This is a genomic window from Zobellella maritima (genome assembly GCF_003075035.1).
In the GTDB taxonomy this organism is placed as follows: Bacteria; Pseudomonadota; Gammaproteobacteria; order Enterobacterales; family Aeromonadaceae; genus Oceanimonas; species Oceanimonas maritima.
The window spans coordinates 1,593,707-1,614,750 of record NZ_QCZE01000001.1; the positions used below are offsets into that span (position 1 = coordinate 1,593,707).

A 21,044-nucleotide genomic window follows, 5' to 3' on the forward strand; every position below is an offset into this window, starting at 1 on the left:
GCTATTAAACCATTGTGACGGATATATTTTGCTCCTGCATCCGTTTTTTCAGGGTCCGTTTGGTTCTGTCGATAACATCCCCTACCAACTGGCCACAGGCGGCATCGATATCGTCACCGCGAGTCTTGCGGATGGTGACGGTATTGCCGTATTGCATCAATACCTTGTTAAAGCGGTCGATGCGGCTGTTGCTCGGCTTGCCATAGGGGTTACCGGGGAAGGGATTAAACGGGATCAGGTTGATCTTGCAGGGCAGGTCTTTCAGCAACTCGGCCAACTCATGGGCATGCTGCATATCGTCATTGACGTGGTCGAGCAGCACATACTCGATGGTCACCTTGCCGTGGTTGGCATTGGACTTGGAGATATAACGCCGTACGCTGTCGAGCAGGGTGGCAATATCATACTTGTCGTTGATTGGCATGATCTCCGAGCGCAGGGTATCGTTGGGCGCATGCAGCGACACCGCCAGCGCCACGTCTATCATATCCCCCAGCTTGTCGAGAGCCGGGACCACCCCCGAAGTAGACAAGGTCACCCGGCGCTTGGACAGACCGAAGCCGTAATCCTCCAGCATCAAACGCATCGCCGGCACCACATTATTGAGGTTCAACAGTGGTTCGCCCATGCCCATCATCACCACATTGGTGATCGGCTTGCGTCCGGAGTCACGCACAAAACCGACCCGACTGGCGGCCCGCCATACCTGGCCGATGATTTCCGATACCTTGAGGTTACGGTTAAAGCCCTGCTGCGCAGTAGAGCAGAACTTGCAGTCCAGAGCACAGCCCACCTGGGAGGACACGCACAGGGTGGCCCGGTCGCCGTCGGGAATATAGACGGTCTCCACTTCCTGCCCCCCCACCTGCATGGCCCATTTGATGGTACCGTCGGCCGAGATTTTCTCGACACTGATTTCAGGAGCGCGGATCTCGGCCCTGGTCTGCAGCTTGGCACGCAGCACCTTGTTGATATTGGTCATCTGCTCGAAGTCATCGCAACCGAAGTGATAGATCCATTTCATCACCTGATCGGCGCGAAACGGCTTCTCGCCCAGTTCCTGAAAGAACCCGCGCATGCCGTCACGATCCAGATCCAGCAGGTTTATCTTTGTCTCACTCATCGGTTGCCTCTTACTTGACTTATCAGAGCCCACAGGGCGCAAAATTGTACAGAGTTTACCTGCCGGTTGCCAGCGCTACCGCCGGCACCTGCATACCATTCGCCCATGAAAAAAGGAGCCGCAGCTCCTTTTTAGCTTAGTGCAGCCGTCGCTTAGCGGGTGCGGGGGCAGATTTCTTCGTCGCTGAAGAAATAGGCGATTTCGCGAGCAGCGGAAGCAGCGGCATCGGAACCGTGTACGGCATTTTCGTCGATGCTGTTGGCATAGTCTGCACGCAGGGTACCGGCCAGGGCGTCGGCCGGGTTGGTAGCACCCATGATTTCACGGTTGCGACGTACGGCGTCTTCACCTTCCAGCACCTGTACCATAACGGGACCGGAAGTCATAAAGTCAACCAGAGCCTTGAAGAAAGGACGCTCACTGTGCTCGGCGTAGAAACCTTCGGCCTGCTCGCGGCTCAGGTGCACCATTTTAGAAGCAACGATCTTCAGACCGGCGGCTTCAAAACGCTGGTAGATGGCACCGATCAGGTTCTTTGCTACGGCATCAGGCTTGATGATGGAAAAAGTACGTTCGAGAGCCATGGGTGTTCCTTAAGTTAATCAGTCAGTGAATGAAACGCGCGGAATTATACGTAAACAGCAACCAAGTTAACACTGTTGTCAGGCATTTTTATTGCGGTGACAGGGTGTGCCCCGGAAATTAACCCGGGGCGCTGGCGTCCGCCCTATCAGGCCTGGTCACCGACCCGGGCCAGCCAGGCTGCGATGGTACGCACCCCGTGCCCCTTGCCGCCGGGAGCCCACAAGTCGCTGCCATTTTTCTGGTAAGACGCTGACAAGTCCATGTGCACCCATGAGCTGCCACCATCGGGCACGAAACGGGACAGGAAAGCCGCGGCGGTCGAGGCACCGGCCATGCCCTCGCCGCTGTGTACATTGGCCATGTCGGCAAAGGCGGAAGACAGCTGACCGACATGGAACGGCTCGAGCGGCAGGGGCCAGGCCTTTTCATATTCCTCCCTGGCCGCCCGCAGCACTTCACCCGCCAGCTCGTCATTGAAGCTGAATACCGCGTGGTAGTCCCGCCCCAGTGCCATCTTGGCCGCCCCGGTCAGGGTGGCTGCATCGAGAATATAGGCGGCCCCTGTGTCACTGGCCGCCAGCAGCCCGTCGGCCAGAACCAGCCGGCCCTCGGCATCGGTGTTGAGGATCTCCACGGTCACGCCGTTCTTGTAGGTAAGGATGTCGCCCAGCTTATAGGCATTGCCGGACACCAGGTTTTCGGCACAGCAAAGGAACAGCTTGACCCTTTTGTCCAGTCCCCGCTGAATCGCCAGCGCCAGGGCGCCGGTCACGGTGGCGGCCCCGCCCATATCGGATTTCATCACCGCCATGCCGTCCGACGACTTGATGCTGTAACCGCCGGAATCGAAGGTAATGCCCTTGCCCACCAGGGCCACGGCCACGGGAGCATCCGGGTCGCCGGTCGGATTGAAATCCAACTCAAGCAGGGTGGGACTACGCACACTGCCCCGCCCCACTTCATAGATACCCACATAGCCCAGATCTTTCAGCTGCTCGCCGCTGTAGGTGCGGTAGCTGACCTGATCCGGTGCCAGACCCTGGATAAACTTGCCGGCTTCGGTGGCCAGCGCCGCCGGATACACATCTTCCGGCGTACCATTGATCATCTCCCGTACCCAGCCACACGCGGTATTCCGGGCATTCAACTCGGCCTGTTCATCTTCAGACAGGGTGCCCCAGTCCAGCTGCTGGCCACCCTTGGCATTGTAAAAGCCCTGGGCAAAGGCCCAGCGGGTTTCCAGTGCCCAGGCGTCCCCTTCCAGGCTGACGTTTTTGATACCCATGGCATCCAGCCTGCGGCCCGCCTGCTGCGCCCGGCGCACCGTATCATCGGTATCGGACAGATGCACCCTGGCCTCGTCATGCTGAAAACTCAAGCCTGCCTGCTCGCCCCACTGGGCCGGCGCGGGCTCATGACACAGAATCACCTTCATAGCTGCGGACATAGTGCTTCCTTAAATACTGCAATCAGATAAAACGACAAAAGCCACAGCTTACACTGTGGCTTGGAACAACTGAAACGCATCGATCACAAACAATGGCGGAATACAATTCTTGCAGATATGCCTTCTGCCTGTCAGACGCCTCGGTTTTCCTTCATGACTTCCAGCTTTAGGCTTTACGCCTCAAGCCTTAATCATATTCATCCATCCAGGCCAGAATAATGGCTTCCAGGATGCGCTCGTTGGAATGTTCGGGATCATCCTCGAACTCCTCCAGCTCGCAGATCCACCGATGCAGATCGGTGAAACGGACGGTCTTGGGATCCGTCTCTGGGTACGCCTCCAGCAGGGCCAGGGCAATATCCTGGCTATCAGTCCATTTGAGACTCATTTTGCCTCCCAGCTCAATGCCCCTCGGAAACCATATTGATGGTGTACTTGGGAATTTCGACCACCAGATCCTCGTCTGCCAGCCGTGCCTGGCAACCCAGACGGGACTCCGGCTCCAGGCCCCAAGCCTTGTCCAGCATATCGTCTTCCAGTTCACTGCTCTCGTTCAGCGAATCAAAACCTTCCCGCACGATGACATGGCAGGTGGTGCAGGCGCAGGACTTCTCACAAGCGTGCTCGATATCGATGCCGTTGCGCAGCGCCACATCCAGAATGGTATCGCCCTGACTGGCTTCGAGAGCCGCCCCTTCGGGACACAGCTCGTTATGGGGCAGAAAAATGATTTTTGGCATGGTTAAACCTTATCAACACGTTGGCCGGCCAGGGCCTGACGAATAGAGGCGTCCATTCGACGCGCGGCAAAATCGGCGGTGAGCCTGTCGGTATCCTCAATCGCCTGCTTGATCGCCTGAATATCCTCACCGGCGGCTATGGTCTTCAGGGACTGCACACAGGCCTCGATCGCGGCACGCTCTTCCGGTTCGAGCAGGCTGTCGCCATCGGCTGCCAGGGCACTTTCGATATTCTCGACCACCCGCGCCGCTTCCACCTGTTGCTCGGCCAGCATGCGCGCCTGCATATCCGCCTGGGCATACTCGAAGGAGGCCTTGAGCATGTCGGCGATATCCTCTTCGTTCAAGCCGTAGGATGGCTTCACTTCGATGGACGCCTGCACGCCCGAGGATTTTTCCATGGCGCTGACCGACAGCAGCCCGTCCGCATCCACCTGAAAGGTGATACGGATATGGGCGGCGCCGGCGGCCATGGGCGGGATGTCAGTCAGGTTGAAACGCGCCAGGGAGCGGCAATCGGACACCAGTTCACGTTCACCCTGCACCACATGCACCGCCATCGCAGTCTGACCATCCTTGAAGGTGGTAAACTCCTGGGCCCGGGCCACGGGAATAGTCGTGTTGCGGGGAATGATCTTCTCCACCAGGCCGCCCATGGTTTCCAGCCCCAGTGACAAGGGGATCACATCCAGCAACAGCATATCGCTGTCCGGTTTGTTGCCCACCAGCACATCGGCCTGGATGGCGGCACCGATGGCCACCACCTTGTCCGGATCTATGCTGGTCAGCGGTGTGCGACCGAAGAACTCGCCCACCCGATCACGCACCAGAGGCACTCGGGTAGAGCCACCGACCATCACCACCTGCTGTATTTCTTCCAGGCTGACGCCGGCATCCTTGATCGCTCGCCGGCAGGACATCAGGGTCTTGTTGACCCAGGGCTGGATCAGCGCATCGAACTCATCGCGGCTGAGCTCTCCCTGCCAGCCTTGCCAGGCCAGGGCCACCGTCTGTTGCGAGGTCAGAGCCTGCTTGGCATCACAGGCCAGGGCCAGCAGGTTGCGCTGCTGGGCCGGCGTCGGATCGGCCAGCTGCGCCTGAGACTGGATCCAGTCGGCCAGGGCGTGATCGAAGTCATCGCCGCCGAGGGCGGAATCACCGCCGGTAGCCAGCACTTCGAACACCCCTTTATGCAGACGCAGGATGGAAATATCGAAGGTACCGCCACCCAGATCATAGACGGCGATGACCCCCTCCTGGCCCGAGTCCAGGCCATAGGCGATGGCCGCGGCGGTCGGCTCGTTGAGCAGCCGCAGCACATTCAACCCGGCCAGCTGGGCCGCATCCTTGGTGCCCTGACGCTGAGCATCATCGAAATAGGCGGGAACAGTTATCACCACTCCCTGCAGGCTGTCACCCAGGCTGGCCTCGGCCCGCTGGGCCAGGGTCTTGAGGATCTCGGCGGAGACCTGAACCGGATTGACCAGTCCCTGGCTGGTTTCCAGCTGGAGTACCCCCTTGTCCGAACTGCTGAAGCGATAGGGCAACCTGTGTTGCTTGATATCGGCCAGGCCTTTACCCATCAGGCGCTTGACCGACATGATGGTGTTATGGGGATCCTGCTCGGCATCGGCCTTGGCCTGATAGCCCACGCGGATGCCGTCGGTACCGTAATGGACCACAGAGGGCAACAGTTCGCGGCCTTGATCGTCGGCCAGAGACTCGGCCAGACCACTGCGCACCGTGGCGACCAATGAGTTGGTGGTGCCCAGATCAATGCCCACGGCCCACTTGTGCTCGTGAGGCGCGCTGCTTTGCCCCGGTTCGGAGATTTGTAGTAATGCCATTGGATTCAGAATTCCTGCTGCGCTTCTTCCAACCGTTCCAGTTCAGACTGCAATTTGGTCATAAACTTGAGTTTACGTACCGTATCGGCAGACTGGCTCCATTCCCGCTCGGCCAACTGGGCTTCGAGCAGGCCGATAAGCGACTGGTATTCCTGCTGCAATTCCCTGTCGAATGCCATGATGGCGCCGAAGATATCGGCGGCATCGGCAATCTCTTCGAGCTGCTCCCGCCATTCCATCTGCTGCATCAGGAAAGCCGGATCCTTCAGAGTCTGTTGCTCCGCCCGGATATCGACGTCATGCAGAGAAAGCAGGTATTCGGCTCGGGTCAGAGGCTGTTTAAGGGTGGAAAAGGCATCATTGATTTGAGCGGCACGCTGTACCGCTTGCAAACGCTCCCGCTCGGGGCGGGAGGCGAACTTGTCGGGATGGAACTGCATCTGCAGTTGGCGGTAGGTATCGGCCAGTGCCTGTTTGTCGAGAACGAATTGCTCGGGCAAGCCAAACAGCTCAAAGTAGTTCATGCCGATATCCTTAAACGTTAAAGCTCTCGCCGCAACCACACTCCCCGGTTACATTGGGGTTGTTGAATTTAAAGCCTTCGTTGAGGCCTTCCTTCACAAAATCCAGCTGAGTGCCATCCAGATAGATAAGGCTTTTGCTGTCGACGATCACCTTGATACCCTCATGTTCGAACACATTGTCGCCTTCGGACAACTCGTCAACAAACTCGAGTATATAGGCCAGGCCGGAACAGCCGGTGGTTTTAACCCCCAGGCGTAACCCCAGGCCCTTGCCCCTGTTGTTTAAGAATGTCTGCACCCGGTTGGCGGCTGCATCGGTAATGGTGATCGCCATATCTACTCTGCCTTACGCTATGTTTTTCTTCTTCTTGTAATCGTCAATCGCGGCCTTGATCGCATCTTCTGCCAGGATCGAGCAGTGGATTTTCACCGGCGGCAAGGCCAGCTCTTCCGCGATCTCGGTATTCTTGATGCTGGCCGCCTCGTCCAGGCTCTTACCCTTGACCCACTCGGTGATCAGTGAGCTGGAGGCAATGGCGGAGCCACAGCCATAGGTCTTGAACTTGGCATCCTCGATGATGCCTTCTTCGGTGATCTTCAGTTGCAGTTTCATCACGTCGCCACAGGCGGGCGCGCCCACCATGCCGGTCGCCACATTGGGATCGTTCTTGTCAAAACCACCGACGTTACGGGGGTTTTCATAGTGTTCTATTACTTTTTCGCTGTATGCCATGATTCTTTATCCTCGCAAATCCATAGACACCTTAATGGTGCACCCACTCAACTGATTCCAGATCAACACCGTCTTTGAACATTTCCCACAGGGGAGACATGTCACGCAGACGGCCGATGGCGTCGTTGACCAGACGCACGGCGTAATCAATCTGCTCTTCGGTCGTGAAGCGGCCGATGCTGAAACGGATGGAGCTGTGTGCCAGCTCGTCGTTCAGGCCCAGGGCACGCAGTACATAAGAAGGCTCCAGGCTGGCGGAGGTACAGGCCGAGCCGGAAGACACCGCCAGATCCTTGAGCGCCATGATCAGCGACTCACCTTCTACATAGGCAAAGCTGATGTTGAGAATGCCCGGGACCCGTTGCTCCAGGTCACCATTGACATAGACTTCCTCAATACCTTTCAGGCCGTTGTACAGGCGGTTACGCAGGGTCAGGATACGCTCTGCCTCGGCCTGCATGTCTTCCTTGGCAATGCGGAAGGCTTCACCCATGCCGACGATCTGGTGGGTGGCCAGGGTGCCGGAGCGCATGCCCCGCTCATGACCACCGCCGTGCATCTGGGCTTCCAGACGTACCCGCGGTTTACGGCAGACATAAAGGGCACCGATGCCTTTGGGGCCATAAACCTTGTGGGCAGACAGCGACAGCAGATCGATATTCATGTCCTGCACGTCGATGGCGATTTTGCCGGCACTCTGGGCGGCATCCACATGGAACATGATCTTGCGGCTGCGGCACAGCTCACCGATGGATTTGACATCCTGGATTACGCCGGTCTCATTGTTGACATGCATCAGGCTCACCAGGATGGTGTCGTCACGCAGGGCGTTCTCGATTTGCTCCAGGCTGAACAGACCGTTGGGCTGAGGCTCCAGATAAGTCACTTCGAAACCTTCCCGCTCCAGCTGGCGGCAGGGATCCAGCACGGCTTTGTGTTCGGTTTTGGAGGTGATGATATGCTTGCCTTTCTTGCCGTAGAAGTTGGCAATGCCCTTGATGGCCAGGTTATCCGACTCGGTCGCACCTGAGGTAAAGACGATCTCGCGCGGATCGGCATTAATCAGCTCGGCAATCTGGTTACGGGCGACATCGACCGCTTCCTCGGCCTGCCAGCCAAAACGGTGCGAGCGGGATGCAGGATTACCGAAAATACCGTCCATAGTCAGGTATTGCATCATTTTTTCGGCTACTCGGGGATCTACCGGACAGGTAGCCGCATAGTCGAGATAAATGGGCAGTTTCATCATCTTCTCCATTACAACGCTGCCCTAACAGGCAGTCTTGTCATCGACACTTAAAATTAGACTTTTAAGCTCACTTTTTGTTGCCCGGGTTCGTCCAGGGTCAACAGGCTCACATTGTTATCTTGCTGCTCGGCAATCCGCCTGACTTCGTTCTGGCTCACCAGTTCGGCCAGGCTGATACCGTCCAAAAAATTGCTGATCCGTTCGCTTAACGCACACCAGAGGGTGTGGGTAAGGCACTGATGACCACTTTGACAATCACCCTTGCCCTGACACTTGGTGGCATCCACCGACTCGTCGACTGCGGCAATCACGGAGCCGACCGATATCGCCGTTGCATTCATTCCCAGGCGGTAACCGCCGCCGGGACCTCGTACACTACTCACCAGGCCCTGCTTACGCAGGCGGGCAAACAGCTGCTCCAGATAAGAGAGGGAAATACCCTGACGTTCTGAAATATCAGCCAAAGATACAGGGCTGTCGTTGCCATGCAGTGCTACATCCAGCATGGCAGTAACGGCATAGCGCCCTTTTGATGTCAATCTCATGGGATTAAACCGTGTCTTTACATGCGGCCAGAGTGTCATACCCGAGTATTTCAGTCAAGTATATGTCCGGGCAATTCACTCAGGTATTACCACTTGGATCGCGCTTTTGGCGCTTTTGCACCGAGCTGAGGATGCCCCGCAGTATATTCAGCTCATGATCTTCGGGACGGGCCCGGTTGAACAAGCGGCGCAGCTTGAGCATCACCTGGCCAGGATGGGGCTTGATGATAAATCCGGTATCCAAAAGGGTCTGTTCCAGATGCTGATAGAAACGTTCCAGATCCGCGGACAGGGGATAATCCTGCTCGACGGGCTCCGGCGAGTCGATCGCCTGCCGGCTCAGCCAGGCCATGCGCACTTCGTAACTCAAGGTTTGCACCGCCATCGCCAGGTTGAGTGAGCTGTACTCAGGATTGGCGGGGATGGCCACATGAAAATGGCATTGCTGCAATTCATCATTGGTCAGGCCGGTGCGTTCCCGACCAAAGACCAGGGCCACCTTGTGCTTCGGGGCTTCGACCATCGCCTTTTCCCCCGCCTCGCGGGCATCCAGCATGGGCCAGGACCAGGTACGCGAGCGGGCACTGGTGCCAATAACCAGGCCACAGTCGGCCACCGCCTCGGCCAGGGTCGAGACCGTCCGGGCCCGGGCCAGGATATCGCTGGCACCGGCGGCCAGTGCCACCGCCTGACCATCGGGCGGGCTGACCGGATCAACCAGGCACAAATCACTCAGCCCCATGGTTTTCATAGCCCGCGCGGCGGAGCCGATGTTGCCGGTATGGGAGGTATTTACCAATACAATACGTACTTGCTCAAGCATATCCATTCGGTTCAATTGTGCTTAAGGCGCAGGATACTAGCACAGACGCAACACGGATTCAGGTGTTATCCTCCCCCCCAGCCCGGATTTGTCTGCGCCGTCATATCGGCCTGATGCGCCATGCCGGTCATCTGCGCCGGTGACCGGCGCAACCAGACAGCTTGGTGTCGGGATCAGAGCATCGACCATCATTTGCGTCCCCCTGCTTTGTATCACCGGAGGTCAACGCCGCAACATGGCTTGTTCCCCTACCAGGTCCAGCTCCAGCAAGGCGTATCTGTGCTCGACAAAGTCATGGATGTTGGTCGCCAGGGTCAATTTAAAGTAGGCAGCGGCCTGCTCGGGCTGATCATTGCGCTGAGCCTGCTTGGCCAGATAGAAATAGGCCTCGCACAGACGCTCGGCCAGCTCCTGGTTATCCTGGCTTTCGTTGGAAATGCGGTTAAGCAGGGCTTCATCCGTACTCTGCCCCAGGTACACCTTGACGATATCCCAGGCCCATTCATCGTTGCCATATTGCGCCAGATGTGTGCTCAGGAGTCGCTGTGCCTCGTCGGTATCCACCTGTTCCAACGCCAGGTACCACCACAGCAGACGGTAGGGATCACTGGGATCTTCATCGAGGAATGTTTTCAGATCACGGGCAGCCAGTGTCGGCCGGCCACCGTAATAGAGGGCAATCCCGCGGTTGAGGTGGGCATAATGATAGTCCGGCGCCAGCTCCAGAGCCGAATCGAAGGCTTCATAGGCTTCGTCGAATTCCTGGTTCTGGGTCAGGTAGACTCCGTTGAGGTTATAGGCATCGGCGAAGTCGGGCTTGTCTCGCAGGGCCCGGTTGAAATCCAGCCGAGCCATAGCCCTGAGTCCCACCCGATCGAACACCACACCGCGCTGGAAAAACAGCTCGGCCCTTTGCTCTGCCGTTAAATCCGGGTAGTTCAACATCTGCCCCAGACGGGCAAGACTCAGCTCACTTTCGTAGGATACCTGCATCGGTACCGGCAAAATCAGGGTAGGGGTCACCACCTGGGGGGCCGAACATGCTGTCACCAGCAGCCCAAGTAAAGATATCGCCGAACTGAGCAAAAACCTGTGTTTCAAGATGGCTCCGAACTTGTCTTATTGTCAACACATGTTATGCAGCCTGATGACATTTGTCATGCTGCAAATACACAGGGTAATAAAAAGGGGCACACAAGGCCCCTTTGAAAAATGGTTATGGCAACGGATCCTGGTCCGCTCCCTCCTTCTCTACCTGCGGCGGCAGCATATGTTCCCGTTTTACGCCGAGGAACATGGCCCAGACACTGGCGATATAGATAGACGAATAGGTACCGAATCCGATCCCCAGCAACAAGGCGGTAGCAAAACCATGGATCAGTGCTCCCCCCTTGAGGAACAAAGCCACCACCACCACCAGTGTCGTCACCGAGGTGATCAGAGTCCGGCTCAGGGTCTCGGTAATCGCCTCGTTAAACACGTCGGCGGTAGAGTCACTGCGCAGCCGGCGGAAATTTTCCCTGACCCGGTCAAACACCACTATGGTGTCGTTGAGTGAGTAACCCACCACCGTCAGCAGGGCCGCCACTATGGTCAGATCCACCTCCAGCTGCAGCCAGGAAAACACCCCCAGGGTAATGATCACATCATGGGCCAGGGATAACACGGCACCGGAGGCCAGACGCCACTCGAAACGCATGCCGACGTACAGCAGGATACAGAGCAGCGCCACCAGGATGGCCAGTCCCCCCTGTTCGGCCAGCTCGGCACCGATGGAAGGACCGACAAACTCCAGCCGCTTCATTTCGGCCGAGCTTGATATGTCCGCCATGGCGGCCAGCACCGCTTCTCCCTGTTGCTGTACATTGGCATCGGCCTGGGGCGCCAGGCGGATCAACAGCTCCCGGCTGGTACCGAAGTGCTGTACCGTCGCCCCCGGCAAGCCAGCGCCGACCAGGCCGTCACGTACCGCATCCAGTTGCACCGGCTGTTCAAAGGCCACCTCCACCACAGTACCGCCGGTAAAGTCCAGGCCCCAGTTCAATCCCTTGATGAACAGGCTGGTAAAGGACAAGGCGATCAGCAGCAGCGACAGGGCACTGGCTGGCCTGGCATAGCGCATAAAGGCGATAGGCTCTTTGGTCTTGAGGATTTCAAACATCGATCAGTTTCCTCATATCGACAATTTGCTGAGACGCTTACCGCCCCAGATCAGGTTAACCAGCGCCCGGGTGCCGACCAATGCGGTAAACATCGAGGCCAGGATGCCGATAATCAGGGTCACGGCAAAGCCCTTGATCGGACCGGTACCGATGGCAAACAGGATGATCGCGGTGATAAGCGTGGTGATATTGGCATCGGCAATGGTGCCAAGGGCCCGCTCGTAACCCGTATGAATGGCCTGCTGTACCCCTCGCCCGCCCCGCAATTCCTCGCGGATGCGCTCAAAGATCAGCACGTTGGCATCCACCGCCATGCCGATGGTCAGCACGATACCGGCGATTCCCGGCAAGGTCATGGTCGCCCCCGGCACCATCGACATCACCCCAATGATGATAATCACATTGGCCAGCAGGGCCAGGTTGGCCACCAACCCGAATTTGCGATAATAGATGGCCATAAACACCACCACCGCCAGCATACCGTAGATCATGGCCTGCAGGCCGTTCTCGACGTTTTGCTGACCCAGGCTGGGGCCTATGGTCCGCTCTTCCACTATCTGGATGGGTGCGATCAAGGCACCGGCACGCAGCAGCAAGGCGAGATTCTGGGCCTCGGACATGGAGTCGATGCCGGTAATACGGAAGCTGCGCCCCAGGCGGGACTGGATCGTCGCCACATTGATGACCTCCTGATCCTTGCGGAACAGGCGCTTGCCATCACGGCCCAGTTCATCGGTCGGCTTGTATTCGGTGAATACGGTGGCCATGGCCCGACCCACGTTATCCTTGGTGAAATCCGCCATCCGGCTGCCACCGGCTGCATCCAGGTTGATATTGACCTGGGGACGGCTGAATTCATCCATGCCCGAGCTGGCATCCACAATATGCTCACCGGTCAGGATGATACGCTTTTGCAGCACCACCGGACGTCCGTCCCGATCACTGAACAGCTCGCTGTTGGGGGGTACCCGACCGGCGGTCGCGGCGGCAACATCGGCACGCTCATCGACCAGGCGAAACTCCAGAGTCGCGGTCGCGCCCAGAATTTCCTTGGCCCGGGCCGTGTCCTGGATGCCCGGCAACTGCACCACTATGCGTTCGGCACCCTGACGTTGTACCAGCGGCTCGGCCACTCCCAGCTCATTCACCCGGTTGCGGATAATGGTGATATTTTGCTGCAGGGCATACTCTTTGGTTTCCTTCAGCTGTTGCTCGCTCATGGTGGCGTACAGGCCGGCGCTTTCACCCCTGTCCCGCTCGCTGAACAGCAGCTCGGGATAGCGCTTGCGCAAATGACTCAGGGCCTGGTCACGGACAGTCGCATCACGAAATACCACCAGCACACCGTCATCCTGATTCAGCACACCGGAGTAGCGCAGCCGCTGTTCACGTAGATCGGTGCGAAAATCCTGTACCATCTGCTCCTGCACCCGGCTCAGGGCCGCATGCATATCCACTTCCATCAGGAAGTGCACGCCGCCGCGCAAATCCAGGCCCAGCTTCAACGGGCTGCCGCCGATGGCGGACAGCCAGGCGGGGGTCGCGGGTGCCAGGTTAAGGGCGGTGACATAACGGTCACCCAGTGCCTGGGAAACCAGATCTTTTCCCTTGAGCTGGTCATCGGTATTGTTGAATCGGATTAGCAGCTGGCTGTCGGCCAGGGCGGCACTCTTGATGCTGATGCCGGCGTCGGCAAGGGTTTGTTGGGCCTGGGTCAGGGTACTTGGCGCAACCTCGGTTCCCCGGGTGCCGGAGATCTGTAGCGCGGGATCTTCGCCAAATAGATTGGGTGCTGCATAAAGAAAACTGATGGTGATCACCAGGATCACCATCAAGTATTTCCACAGCGGATAGCGATTTAACACGCTGTGCTCCTTGGTAAGGAATTAGAGGGACTGGATGGAGCCCTTGGGCAGGACGGCAGAGATAAAGTCCTTCTTGATGGTCACCTGGGTTTGTTCGCTCAGGCTCAGTACCACATAGTCGTTCTCGGCAGAGATCTTGGCAATCTTGCCCACCAGACCGCCGTTGGTCAGCACCTCGTCACCCTTGCTCAGGGAAGACATCAGGTTCTTGTGCTCCTTGACCCGCTTGGACTGGGGACGGAAGATCATGAAATAAAAGATCAGGCCGAATACCACCAGCATGATGATCATTTCCATACCGCCACCGGCGGCGCCACCTTGGGCATGGGCTTTGGAGATAATATCCATTCGTTTTACTTCCTCGTTTATGGTTAAAAGCGGTTATTCGGCACGGTGCACCGGCGATGGCAGGCACAGTACGCCAACACGCCATGACTACCTCCATCTCGGCTCAACGGCAGCATCCCTGCTACCGACGTTCGGCTTAACTGTTTCCTGCTCTCGTCGCTACGACTCTTCGCCGTTTTCAACTGATTGCTGACCCAATGGCGGCACGGACCTGCCCTGCCGGCCATAGAACTCGGCTACAAAGTCATCTAATTTACCCTGCTCTATGGCTCCGCGTAAACCTTCCATAACCCTTTGATAGAATCTGAGATTGTGAATGGTGTTTAAACGCGCACCCAGGATCTCGTTGCACTTGTCCAGGTGGTGCAAATATGAGCGGGAATAGTTCTTGCAGGTATAGCAGTCGCAATCCGCATCCAGGGGTCCGGTATCTGTCTTGTGCTTGGCATTACGGATTTTCACCACCCCTTCGGTGGTAAACAGGTGGCCGTTACGGGCATTGCGGGTCGGCATCACACAGTCGAACATGTCGATGCCCCTGCGTACCCCTTCCACCAGATCTTCCGGCTTGCCTACTCCCATCAAATAACGGGGCTTGTCGACGGGAATTTTCGGACAGGTATGCTCCAGCACCTTGTGCATCTCGTGCTTGGGTTCACCCACCGCCAGGCCGCCGACCGCATAGCCGTCGAAGCCGATATTAAGCAGCCCTTCCAACGACTGGTCGCGCAAATCCTCATAGACGCCACCCTGAATGATGCCGAACAGGGCGTTCTTGTTTTCCTGCTTGTCGAAATGATCCCGAGAGCGTTTGGCCCAGCGCAGCGACATTTCCATCGACTTCTTGGCTTCCTCCCAGGTTGCGGGATAGGGCGTGCACTCGTCCATGATCATCACGATATCGGAGCCCAGATCGTACTGGATCTCCATCGAGGTTTCCGGAGTCAGGAATATCTTGTCGCCGTTGACCGGGTTGCGGAAGTGCACCCCTTCCTCGGTGATCTTGCGGATATCCCCCAGGCTGAATACCTGGAAGCCGCCGGAGTCGGTGAGAATGGGCCCCTGCCAGTTCATGAAATCGTGAAGATCGCCATGCAGCTTCATGATTTCCTGGCCCGGACGAATCCACAGGTGGAAGGTATTACCCAGCAGGATCTGTGCGCCGGTGCCGGCCACTTCTTCCGGCGTCATGCCCTTGACGGTGCCATAGGTGCCCACCGGCATAAAAGCCGGGGTTTCCACCACGCCCCGCTCGAAAATCATACGTCCGCGACGGGCGCGACCGTCGGTGGTGTCCAGTTCAAACTTCATTATTTACCTCACTGGCCGGAGAAACAGTCCAGCCTTCTTGAAAACAACAGCGCTTCAACCACGCTGAAAATCGGCCAAAGGGTCCACTCCACCGACACGCCGTAAACCCTTTCCTGGGGGCTCGGCGGCGCCATCCATGGCACCAACGGTCAGTGGAGCGGATCCCTTTGTCCTCCTCTAAGCCCCGGCACCGTCTGCTGCCGCCAGCAGCCCACTCCGATACCATGAAGAGGCAACAGGGATTGCCTTAACCGACCGTCACATGCCATGGATGGCATGTGCGAGCCTACATGGATGTACTTGCAGCGTGTCGGAGAAGGCAACGCTGTTGCCTCTTTAATTACACAAGTCTGGCAACCGGGACCTGTGACCGGGTGTCAGGCTTGACGCCTATGGCTGTGGTTGCCGGGTAATAAACATGGCGTCACCGTAGCTGAAGAAACGGTAACGCTCGGCCACCGCCTGACGGTAGGCCTCCATGATGTGGCCATGTCCGGCGAAGGCGCTGACCAGCATGATCAGCGTCGACTCGGGCAGATGAAAATTGGTGACCATGGCGTCCACCAGCTGAAAGCGATAACCGGGATAGATAAAGATATCGGTATCACCGTAAAAAGGCGCCAGCGGCTGGCCCTTGGTGAGCGTGGCCTGGGCCGCGCTTTCCAGCGAGCGCACCGAGGTGGTGCCGACTGCCACCACCCGGCCACCCCGGGCGCGGGTCGCTTCAATCTGCGTTACCACCTCGGGCGGTACCTCGATATATTCGGCGTGCATTTGGTGCTCGAGCACATTATCGACCCGCACCGGCTGGAAGGTGCCGGCGCCCACATGCAGGGTAATAAAGGCCAGTTCGACCCCCTTGGCCTGCAAGGCCGCCAGCAGCGGCTGATCGAAATGCAGGCCGGCGGTGGGGGCCGCCACGGCACCGGGCTTTGCATTGTAGACGGTCTGGTATCGCTCCTTGTCCGCCTCGTCATCGGGCCTGTCGATATAGGGGGGCAACGGCATATGGCCAATCGCCTCCAGGATCTCCAACACAGGCCGTGGATCATCAAACTCGATTTCAAACAGGCTGTCGTGGCGGGCCAGCATGACGGCCTGCACATCCGGCTCCAGAATAAGCCGGGTACCTGGCTTGGGGGACTTGGAGGCGCGTACATGTGCCAGTATCCGCTTGTCATCCAGCATCCGCTCAACCAGCACTTCCAGCTTACCGCCACTGGCCTTGCGGCCGAACAACCGGGCCGGGATCACCCGGGTATTGTTGAATACCAGCAGATCGCCGGGATGGATCAGGTCCAGTATCTGGCTGAAGTGGCGGTGTGTGATGGCGCCACTTGGGCCGTCCAACTGCAGCAGACGGCTGGCGGTGCGCTCCGCCATGGGATGACGGGCAATCAATTCATCGGGGAGCTCAAAGGAAAAATCACGTACCTGCATATCAACCTCACTGGACAACGGGCGCTAGTCTAGTGAGCATACCCGACGGGATCAAGGGAATTGGCGTCCGGATTGGTCTTGTTACGCTCCCCATCCGGCAGGGTGAACTATCTTGATAATAAAAGTGGAGAAAAACATGGCCGCCATCGTATCCGAAATCATGTCTCGCCAGGTCATCGGGCTAGAGCCGGCGGCGACGCTGGAACAGGCCCGGACCCTGATGCAACGCCGGCATATCCGCCACCTGCCGGTGGTTGAACAGCAACGGTTGCTTGGCCTGGTCAGCCAGCGGGATATCCTGGCCGCCCAGGAATCCAGCCTGGAAAGCGGCACCAATGGTGATTTTTTAAATAGCCATACCCTGGCCGATATCATGACCCGCGCGGTGACCACCATCAGCCCCCGGGCCGGAATACGCGAAGCCGCCCTGTATCTGCAGAAGCATAAATACGGTTGCCTGCCGGTGGTCGACAAGGGCAAGCTGGTGGGCATAGTCACCGACAGCGATTTTGTCGCCGTCGCCATCAACCTGTTGGAAGTGCTGGATAACCAACTGGCCGGAGAAGCAGAGATAGATACGGACATCGACGATATGGAGACAGAGCTGAATCAATCACGGGAAGATACGGATAGCGGGTCCCCGGAGTGAATTATCTGGCCCACCTGCACCTGGCCCATATCAGCCATACCAGCCTGCCCGGCGCCCTGCTGGGGGAATACGCCCGGGGAGCAATAGACCCGACGCTGCCGACCGAGCTGCAAACCGGCATCCGGCTGCACCGGAAAATTGACAGCTTTACCGACCGGCATCCCCAACACCTGGGCGCGGTCCGGGCCCTGCCCAGTCCATTCCGCCGCTTTGGCAGCATCATCATGGACATGATGTTCGACCACTTCCTGTCCCGTTACTGGCGGCAGTACCATGCCTGGCCCCTGCAGGACTTTATCGACTACAGCCACAGCAAACTGCAACCGAATCGGCACTGGCCGGATCCACTTGTCACCCTGGTGGCGCGAATCAAACAGTATCGGCTGCTGCAGCAGTACGCCACCCTGCCCGGTATCACCCTGGCCCTGGAGCGGATGGACAGCCGCTTCCGCCGCCCTACCCCTCTTCCTCGATGCGGCCCGCTGCTGATCGAACAGTACTCGACCATGGAACAGGCTTTCCTGGCGTTTTATCCCGAGCTGATATCCTTTGTGCTTGAACAGACGGCGTCCGCCCGGTAACGATACGGGTTGGCCGGATAATAAAACGCATCCCGTACCGGTTGATGACCAAAATAACGGGTATCTTTATAGGGCAGCTTCATAAAGCCCCCCACCCCTTCACCGGTGATCAGGGGGATCTTTTCTACAATCGTCTGCAGCAACCGCGAAAACTCGGCTTCTGCCTCGACATCCAGCAGGCGATAATAGGTATGCAGCTTCATATACAGGCCGGTGACTTCGAAAATGATGCAGCCGGTGTGACGGATCTGGTTCAGTTTGGCAATGCTGTCCATGATGGCATAGGGCAAAACCAGCTGTTCGTCCGGATCCCGGCCATCCTCGAAATAGGAATGCTGCCTGCTGGCGTCTTCATTGCTTAACACCGGTGCCAGACGATAGGGAATATGGGTGCCCTCAGGGACCCTGAATGGCTCATCGGACGCACTCCGGCTGAGGTGCAGGGTATTACGGGCATTGAACAGACAGGCCTTGAAGATGCCCACCTTATTGATCGCCTGTGCCAGGAACACCACGTTGTTGACGGCAATGGCAAAGGAGCGGCTCAATGTCTCGTCGTACAGGTTCAGGTTGGAGTCGATATAGACGCCGTTTTCCTGCCAATGGATCGCCAGCCCGCCGACCGCCGGATAACGCCCCAGGCGGCTGACCGCCGCAACAAAGGCTTTCTCCGTCTCACCCATGCCTTCGAGGTAATTCTTGTAGTAGCGCTCCAGTTGGGCGTCATCCACAAAATGAATGTCTTCCTCTTCACTGTGCTCCCGCAAGAAGGACTTGCGGGACGAATAGACCACTGTGTCCATCTCGTGTTTTTCCGGACTGACCCACACCGGCAACAGGGGCTCATCCGCAAACAGCGGCAACTCGGGCAAGACCAGCCGCTTCAACCTGGACATATGGGCGATAAAATAATCCCCGGCCTGCCGTCGCCGCCGGGGATCCTCCGCCAGCAGCCCATCCAGCAAGGTCGCGAACTCTCTGGGCAGCCCCAGGCTGCTGGCCGGAATGGCCCGGCTGCCAAAACGGCAGGACTGCCCCGAAGCCAGCGCATAAAGGGTGCTGGCGACCCCCTGCTCATCGAAACGGGGGCTGGATAATTGTCCGGCTCGCTGCTCGGGGCCAATAAAATACACATCGCCCAGCCGGGCATTGGAGGTCTGCAGATCCGACGACATCAGTTGCATCACATTGTTGGCAATATATTGGCCGTGGATATCGGTCTGGGCAAAGACCGAAGAGCCCCAGTCCACCAGGCTGATACGGTTGGATTCGGGATCGAAAACGATATTGGAGGGCTTGATGTCACCATGCACAATGGGCGCCGGCAGCCCAGCCTGCCGGTGCTCCCGCAACATCTTGAGGATATCGGCCAATTGCGCCGCGATATCGAGCAACAACCGGGCCGGCAACCGCCCCAGCTTCAGACCGTAATGCTCCAGATCCTCCCCCCTGGCCCTGCCCATCATCAGGATCCCCTGCTTTTTCAGCAGCTGATAGGTGATATAGCGAGGCACGCTGGGATGCTGGACCTGAGACAGCATATAGGCCTCGTCCGCCAGGCGGTCCTGGATATGCTGGGGCAGATTGATCCGGGAAAATTTAAAGGCGTATTGCTCACCGCCTTTGCCGGTACCGGCAAAAGCGAAGCCATAGGCGCCCTTGCCGACCAGTTCAATCTGCTGATAGCCCAGTTTCTCCAGCTGGGAAATACAGAGGGCTATCCAGTCTTTCAGCTTTTTGGCATCGTTGGCATTGAGCAGGTAGATGGACTGCTCTTCAGGGATATAGAAATTATGCAGGCTGTGTTTATACATCACCGCAGATGTCCGGTTACACCAAGGTCGCCAGCATCAGCTCGGGCTGCTCCAGGTACTGCTTCCAGAGATTGCTGAAACGGGCCATGGTAGCACCGTCGATGACCCTGTGATCACCGGACCAGCTTACTTGCATCAGCCGACTGGCGACCACCTCACCCTGCTCATTGAAGCGGGGTAGCGTCCGCATCCTGCCCAGGGCCACGATGGCGACCTCCGGCTTGTTGATGATGGGCGTCGCCACTGTGCCGCCGATGGCACCGACATTGGACAAAGTGATGGTACCGTCCCGGAGATCCGTCGGGCTGACTCGCCCCTCGCGGGCAGACGCCGTCAACCGCGCCAGCTCCCGGGCGATGTCCAGGATGGACTTGTGCTCGCACTGCTTAATATTGGGCACCAGCAAGCCGGCGTCGGCATCCACCGCTACCCCGATGTTGTGCTCCGGCAGATAGGTCAGCTCGCTGCAGGCGTCGTTCACCCGGCTATTGAGGATCGGAAAGTCTTTCAGGGCCAGCGACAACGCCTTGATAAAAAAAGGCAGCATCGTCAGCTTGATATCCTGCAGGGCCGAATGCGACTTGAGCCGCTCCCGGAGGGCGACCAGTTCGTTCAGCGCAATTTCATCACAATAGGTAAAATGGGGAATGGTGGCCGCCGACTCGGCCATCTGCCTGGCCATCGCGGCCTTGATCCCCTTGAGCGGCTCGACCCGCCCCCCTTGCGCAAGCGACACCTTGCTCTCGGGAGCCGCCGCGCCGGCCTCCGAGGGGGTGGCGGCCGTGCCATCGACAAAGGCGTGAATATCCTCCTTGTATACCCGCCCCTTGTCCCCCGAGCCGGTAACCTGCGTTAAATCGACGCTCATTTCCCGTGCCAGGCGACGTACCGCCGGGCTGGCAACCACCTTTTTCGAGCGGGCCTGGTCGGCCTGACCGGACGCCAGCTCGGCGGATACGGCGGCATTCTCGATCCGGACTTCGGCCTGGGCGGCTGACGGCAGCCCTTCCCCAGACGCCATTTCAAGTTCCATTTCAAACAGGGGGGCATGCACCCGGGCCAGCTCTCCCTTGGGCACATAGAGTTTGCTGACCACACCCGCATGTACCGCCGGGATCTGCACCAAGGCCTTGTCAGTCATAACATCACAGACTGCCTGATCCTCATGAATATGATCTCCCTCCTGCACCAACCATTCCACCAGCTCACATTCGACAATACCTTCGCCAATATCTGGCAGATAGAAATCCTTTTTCAT

Annotated in this window: 22 protein-coding genes; 2 read left to right on the forward strand and 20 right to left on the reverse strand. The window is 58.0% G+C overall.

Features of this window, described 5'->3' with window-relative positions; translation table 11 throughout:
* Nucleotides 1-4: 4 nt before the first annotated feature.
* The 18 genes from DCS96_RS07325 to queA all read right to left on the reverse strand — a co-directional run bounded on the left by DCS96_RS07325 (nucleotide 5) and on the right by queA (nucleotide 16,742).
* Nucleotides 5-1,123: a bifunctional tRNA (adenosine(37)-C2)-methyltransferase TrmG/ribosomal RNA large subunit methyltransferase RlmN gene (locus tag DCS96_RS07325; RefSeq protein WP_116473646.1), complete on the reverse strand. Its 1,119-nt coding sequence runs from the start codon at nucleotides 1,121-1,123 to the stop codon at nucleotides 5-7.
* 152 nt (nucleotides 1,124-1,275) lie between these two features.
* A complete protein-coding gene (ndk, locus tag DCS96_RS07330; protein ID WP_116473647.1) occupies nucleotides 1,276-1,707 on the reverse strand; it encodes a nucleoside-diphosphate kinase in 432 nt (143 codons plus the stop codon).
* 146 nt (nucleotides 1,708-1,853) lie between these two features.
* Nucleotides 1,854-3,155 carry an aminopeptidase PepB gene (pepB, locus tag DCS96_RS07335; RefSeq protein ID WP_116473648.1) on the reverse strand — a complete coding sequence of 434 codons (1,302 nt, stop codon included), beginning with the start codon at nucleotides 3,153-3,155 and terminating at the stop codon, nucleotides 1,854-1,856.
* A gap of 187 nt (nucleotides 3,156-3,342) precedes the next feature.
* Nucleotides 3,343-3,543, reverse strand: coding sequence for a Fe-S cluster assembly protein IscX (gene iscX, locus DCS96_RS07340; RefSeq protein WP_116473649.1), 201 nt, complete (start codon nucleotides 3,541-3,543; stop codon nucleotides 3,343-3,345).
* 13 nt (nucleotides 3,544-3,556) lie between these two features.
* Complete coding sequence (gene fdx / locus DCS96_RS07345) at nucleotides 3,557-3,895, reverse strand: ISC system 2Fe-2S type ferredoxin (protein ID WP_116473650.1); 339 nt, start codon at nucleotides 3,893-3,895, stop codon at nucleotides 3,557-3,559.
* Between the two features lie 2 nt (nucleotides 3,896-3,897).
* Nucleotides 3,898-5,742, reverse strand: a complete 1,845-nt coding sequence (gene hscA, locus DCS96_RS07350; RefSeq protein WP_116473651.1) for a Fe-S protein assembly chaperone HscA — start codon at nucleotides 5,740-5,742, stop codon at nucleotides 3,898-3,900.
* Between the two features lie 5 nt (nucleotides 5,743-5,747).
* Nucleotides 5,748-6,266, reverse strand: coding sequence for a co-chaperone HscB (gene hscB, locus DCS96_RS07355; RefSeq protein ID WP_116473652.1), 519 nt, complete (start codon nucleotides 6,264-6,266; stop codon nucleotides 5,748-5,750).
* 10 nt (nucleotides 6,267-6,276) lie between these two features.
* Complete coding sequence (iscA, locus tag DCS96_RS07360; protein ID WP_116473653.1) at nucleotides 6,277-6,600, reverse strand: iron-sulfur cluster assembly protein IscA; 324 nt, start codon at nucleotides 6,598-6,600, stop codon at nucleotides 6,277-6,279.
* A gap of 12 nt (nucleotides 6,601-6,612) precedes the next feature.
* Nucleotides 6,613-6,999, reverse strand: coding sequence for a Fe-S cluster assembly scaffold IscU (iscU, locus tag DCS96_RS07365; protein WP_116473654.1), 387 nt, complete (start codon nucleotides 6,997-6,999; stop codon nucleotides 6,613-6,615).
* A 31-nt stretch (nucleotides 7,000-7,030) separates the two neighbouring features.
* Nucleotides 7,031-8,245 (reverse strand): IscS subfamily cysteine desulfurase, encoded by a 1,215-nt coding sequence (locus DCS96_RS07370; RefSeq protein WP_116473655.1) that lies wholly within the window; start codon nucleotides 8,243-8,245, stop codon nucleotides 7,031-7,033.
* 56 nt (nucleotides 8,246-8,301) lie between these two features.
* On the reverse strand, nucleotides 8,302-8,793 hold the full coding sequence (gene iscR, locus DCS96_RS07375; protein ID WP_116473656.1) for a Fe-S cluster assembly transcriptional regulator IscR: 492 nt from the start codon (nucleotides 8,791-8,793) through the stop codon (nucleotides 8,302-8,304).
* Between the two features lie 79 nt (nucleotides 8,794-8,872).
* Nucleotides 8,873-9,616, reverse strand: a complete 744-nt coding sequence (trmJ, locus tag DCS96_RS07380) for a tRNA (cytosine(32)/uridine(32)-2'-O)-methyltransferase TrmJ (protein WP_116474563.1) — start codon at nucleotides 9,614-9,616, stop codon at nucleotides 8,873-8,875.
* Between the two features lie 222 nt (nucleotides 9,617-9,838).
* The gene (gene nlpI, locus DCS96_RS07385; protein WP_116473657.1) at nucleotides 9,839-10,717 is read right to left on the reverse strand and encodes a lipoprotein NlpI; all 879 of its coding nucleotides are present in this window, start codon (nucleotides 10,715-10,717) and stop codon (nucleotides 9,839-9,841) included.
* 115 nt (nucleotides 10,718-10,832) lie between these two features.
* Entirely contained in the window at nucleotides 10,833-11,777 is a 945-nt protein-coding gene (secF, locus tag DCS96_RS07390; protein WP_116473658.1) for a protein translocase subunit SecF, read from the reverse strand.
* Between the two features lie 12 nt (nucleotides 11,778-11,789).
* A complete protein-coding gene (gene secD, locus DCS96_RS07395) occupies nucleotides 11,790-13,643 on the reverse strand; it encodes a protein translocase subunit SecD (RefSeq protein ID WP_116473659.1) in 1,854 nt (617 codons plus the stop codon).
* Nucleotides 13,644-13,664: 21 nt separating this feature from the next.
* Nucleotides 13,665-13,991, reverse strand: coding sequence for a preprotein translocase subunit YajC (yajC, locus tag DCS96_RS07400; protein WP_116473660.1), 327 nt, complete (start codon nucleotides 13,989-13,991; stop codon nucleotides 13,665-13,667).
* A gap of 159 nt (nucleotides 13,992-14,150) precedes the next feature.
* Nucleotides 14,151-15,302, reverse strand: a complete 1,152-nt coding sequence (gene tgt, locus DCS96_RS07405; RefSeq protein ID WP_116473661.1) for a tRNA guanosine(34) transglycosylase Tgt — start codon at nucleotides 15,300-15,302, stop codon at nucleotides 14,151-14,153.
* A 390-nt stretch (nucleotides 15,303-15,692) separates the two neighbouring features.
* Nucleotides 15,693-16,742 carry a tRNA preQ1(34) S-adenosylmethionine ribosyltransferase-isomerase QueA gene (queA, locus tag DCS96_RS07410; RefSeq protein ID WP_116473662.1) on the reverse strand — a complete coding sequence of 350 codons (1,050 nt, stop codon included), beginning with the start codon at nucleotides 16,740-16,742 and terminating at the stop codon, nucleotides 15,693-15,695.
* A gap of 136 nt (nucleotides 16,743-16,878) precedes the next feature.
* Between queA and DCS96_RS07415 the strand changes: the two genes are divergently transcribed.
* A complete protein-coding gene (locus DCS96_RS07415; protein WP_116473663.1) occupies nucleotides 16,879-17,391 on the forward strand; it encodes a CBS domain-containing protein in 513 nt (170 codons plus the stop codon).
* Nucleotides 17,388-17,972, forward strand: a complete 585-nt coding sequence (locus DCS96_RS07420) for an acyl carrier protein phosphodiesterase (protein ID WP_116473664.1) — start codon at nucleotides 17,388-17,390, stop codon at nucleotides 17,970-17,972. Before DCS96_RS07415 ends, DCS96_RS07420 begins: the two co-directional genes overlap by 4 nt.
* On the opposite strand, the gene DCS96_RS07425 is transcribed toward DCS96_RS07420, so the two are convergent.
* Both DCS96_RS07425 and DCS96_RS07430 read right to left on the reverse strand, forming a co-directional pair.
* Nucleotides 17,921-19,786: a protein kinase domain-containing protein gene (locus DCS96_RS07425; protein WP_116473665.1), complete on the reverse strand. Its 1,866-nt coding sequence runs from the start codon at nucleotides 19,784-19,786 to the stop codon at nucleotides 17,921-17,923. The two genes, DCS96_RS07420 and DCS96_RS07425, sit on opposite strands and share 52 nt — an antisense overlap.
* 16 nt (nucleotides 19,787-19,802) lie before the next feature.
* Nucleotides 19,803-21,044 (reverse strand): 2-oxo acid dehydrogenase subunit E2, encoded by a 1,242-nt coding sequence (locus tag DCS96_RS07430; protein WP_116473666.1) that lies wholly within the window; start codon nucleotides 21,042-21,044, stop codon nucleotides 19,803-19,805.

What these genes read in the sequence shown, in the direction of transcription:
- DCS96_RS07325 (WP_116473646.1), bottom strand. Translation starts at nt 1,123, where the DNA reads ATGAGTGAGACAAAGATAAACCTGCTGGATCTGGATCGTGACGGCATG.
- ndk (WP_116473647.1), bottom strand. Translation starts at nt 1,707, where the DNA reads ATGGCTCTCGAACGTACTTTTTCCATCATCAAGCCTGATGCCGTAGCA.
- pepB (WP_116473648.1), bottom strand. Translation starts at nt 3,155, where the DNA reads ATGTCCGCAGCTATGAAGGTGATTCTGTGTCATGAGCCCGCGCCGGCC.
- iscX (WP_116473649.1), bottom strand. Translation starts at nt 3,543, where the DNA reads ATGAGTCTCAAATGGACTGATAGCCAGGATATTGCCCTGGCCCTGCTG.
- fdx (WP_116473650.1), bottom strand. Translation starts at nt 3,895, where the DNA reads ATGCCAAAAATCATTTTTCTGCCCCATAACGAGCTGTGTCCCGAAGGG.
- hscA (WP_116473651.1), bottom strand. Translation starts at nt 5,742, where the DNA reads ATGGCATTACTACAAATCTCCGAACCGGGGCAAAGCAGCGCGCCTCAC.
- hscB (WP_116473652.1), bottom strand. Translation starts at nt 6,266, where the DNA reads ATGAACTACTTTGAGCTGTTTGGCTTGCCCGAGCAATTCGTTCTCGAC.
- iscA (WP_116473653.1), bottom strand. Translation starts at nt 6,600, where the DNA reads ATGGCGATCACCATTACCGATGCAGCCGCCAACCGGGTGCAGACATTC.
- iscU (WP_116473654.1), bottom strand. Translation starts at nt 6,999, where the DNA reads ATGGCATACAGCGAAAAAGTAATAGAACACTATGAAAACCCCCGTAAC.
- DCS96_RS07370 (WP_116473655.1), bottom strand. Translation starts at nt 8,245, where the DNA reads ATGAAACTGCCCATTTATCTCGACTATGCGGCTACCTGTCCGGTAGAT.
- iscR (WP_116473656.1), bottom strand. Translation starts at nt 8,793, where the DNA reads ATGAGATTGACATCAAAAGGGCGCTATGCCGTTACTGCCATGCTGGAT.
- trmJ (WP_116474563.1), bottom strand. Translation starts at nt 9,616, where the DNA reads ATGCTTGAGCAAGTACGTATTGTATTGGTAAATACCTCCCATACCGGC.
- secF (WP_116473658.1), bottom strand. Translation starts at nt 11,777, where the DNA reads ATGTTTGAAATCCTCAAGACCAAAGAGCCTATCGCCTTTATGCGCTAT.
- yajC (WP_116473660.1), bottom strand. Translation starts at nt 13,991, where the DNA reads ATGGATATTATCTCCAAAGCCCATGCCCAAGGTGGCGCCGCCGGTGGC.
- tgt (WP_116473661.1), bottom strand. Translation starts at nt 15,302, where the DNA reads ATGAAGTTTGAACTGGACACCACCGACGGTCGCGCCCGTCGCGGACGT.
- queA (WP_116473662.1), bottom strand. Translation starts at nt 16,742, where the DNA reads ATGCAGGTACGTGATTTTTCCTTTGAGCTCCCCGATGAATTGATTGCC.
- DCS96_RS07415 (WP_116473663.1), top strand. Translation starts at nt 16,879, where the DNA reads ATGGCCGCCATCGTATCCGAAATCATGTCTCGCCAGGTCATCGGGCTA.
- DCS96_RS07425 (WP_116473665.1), bottom strand. Translation starts at nt 19,786, where the DNA reads ATGTATAAACACAGCCTGCATAATTTCTATATCCCTGAAGAGCAGTCC.
- DCS96_RS07430 (WP_116473666.1), bottom strand. Translation starts at nt 21,044, where the DNA reads ATGAAAAAGGATTTCTATCTGCCAGATATTGGCGAAGGTATTGTCGAA.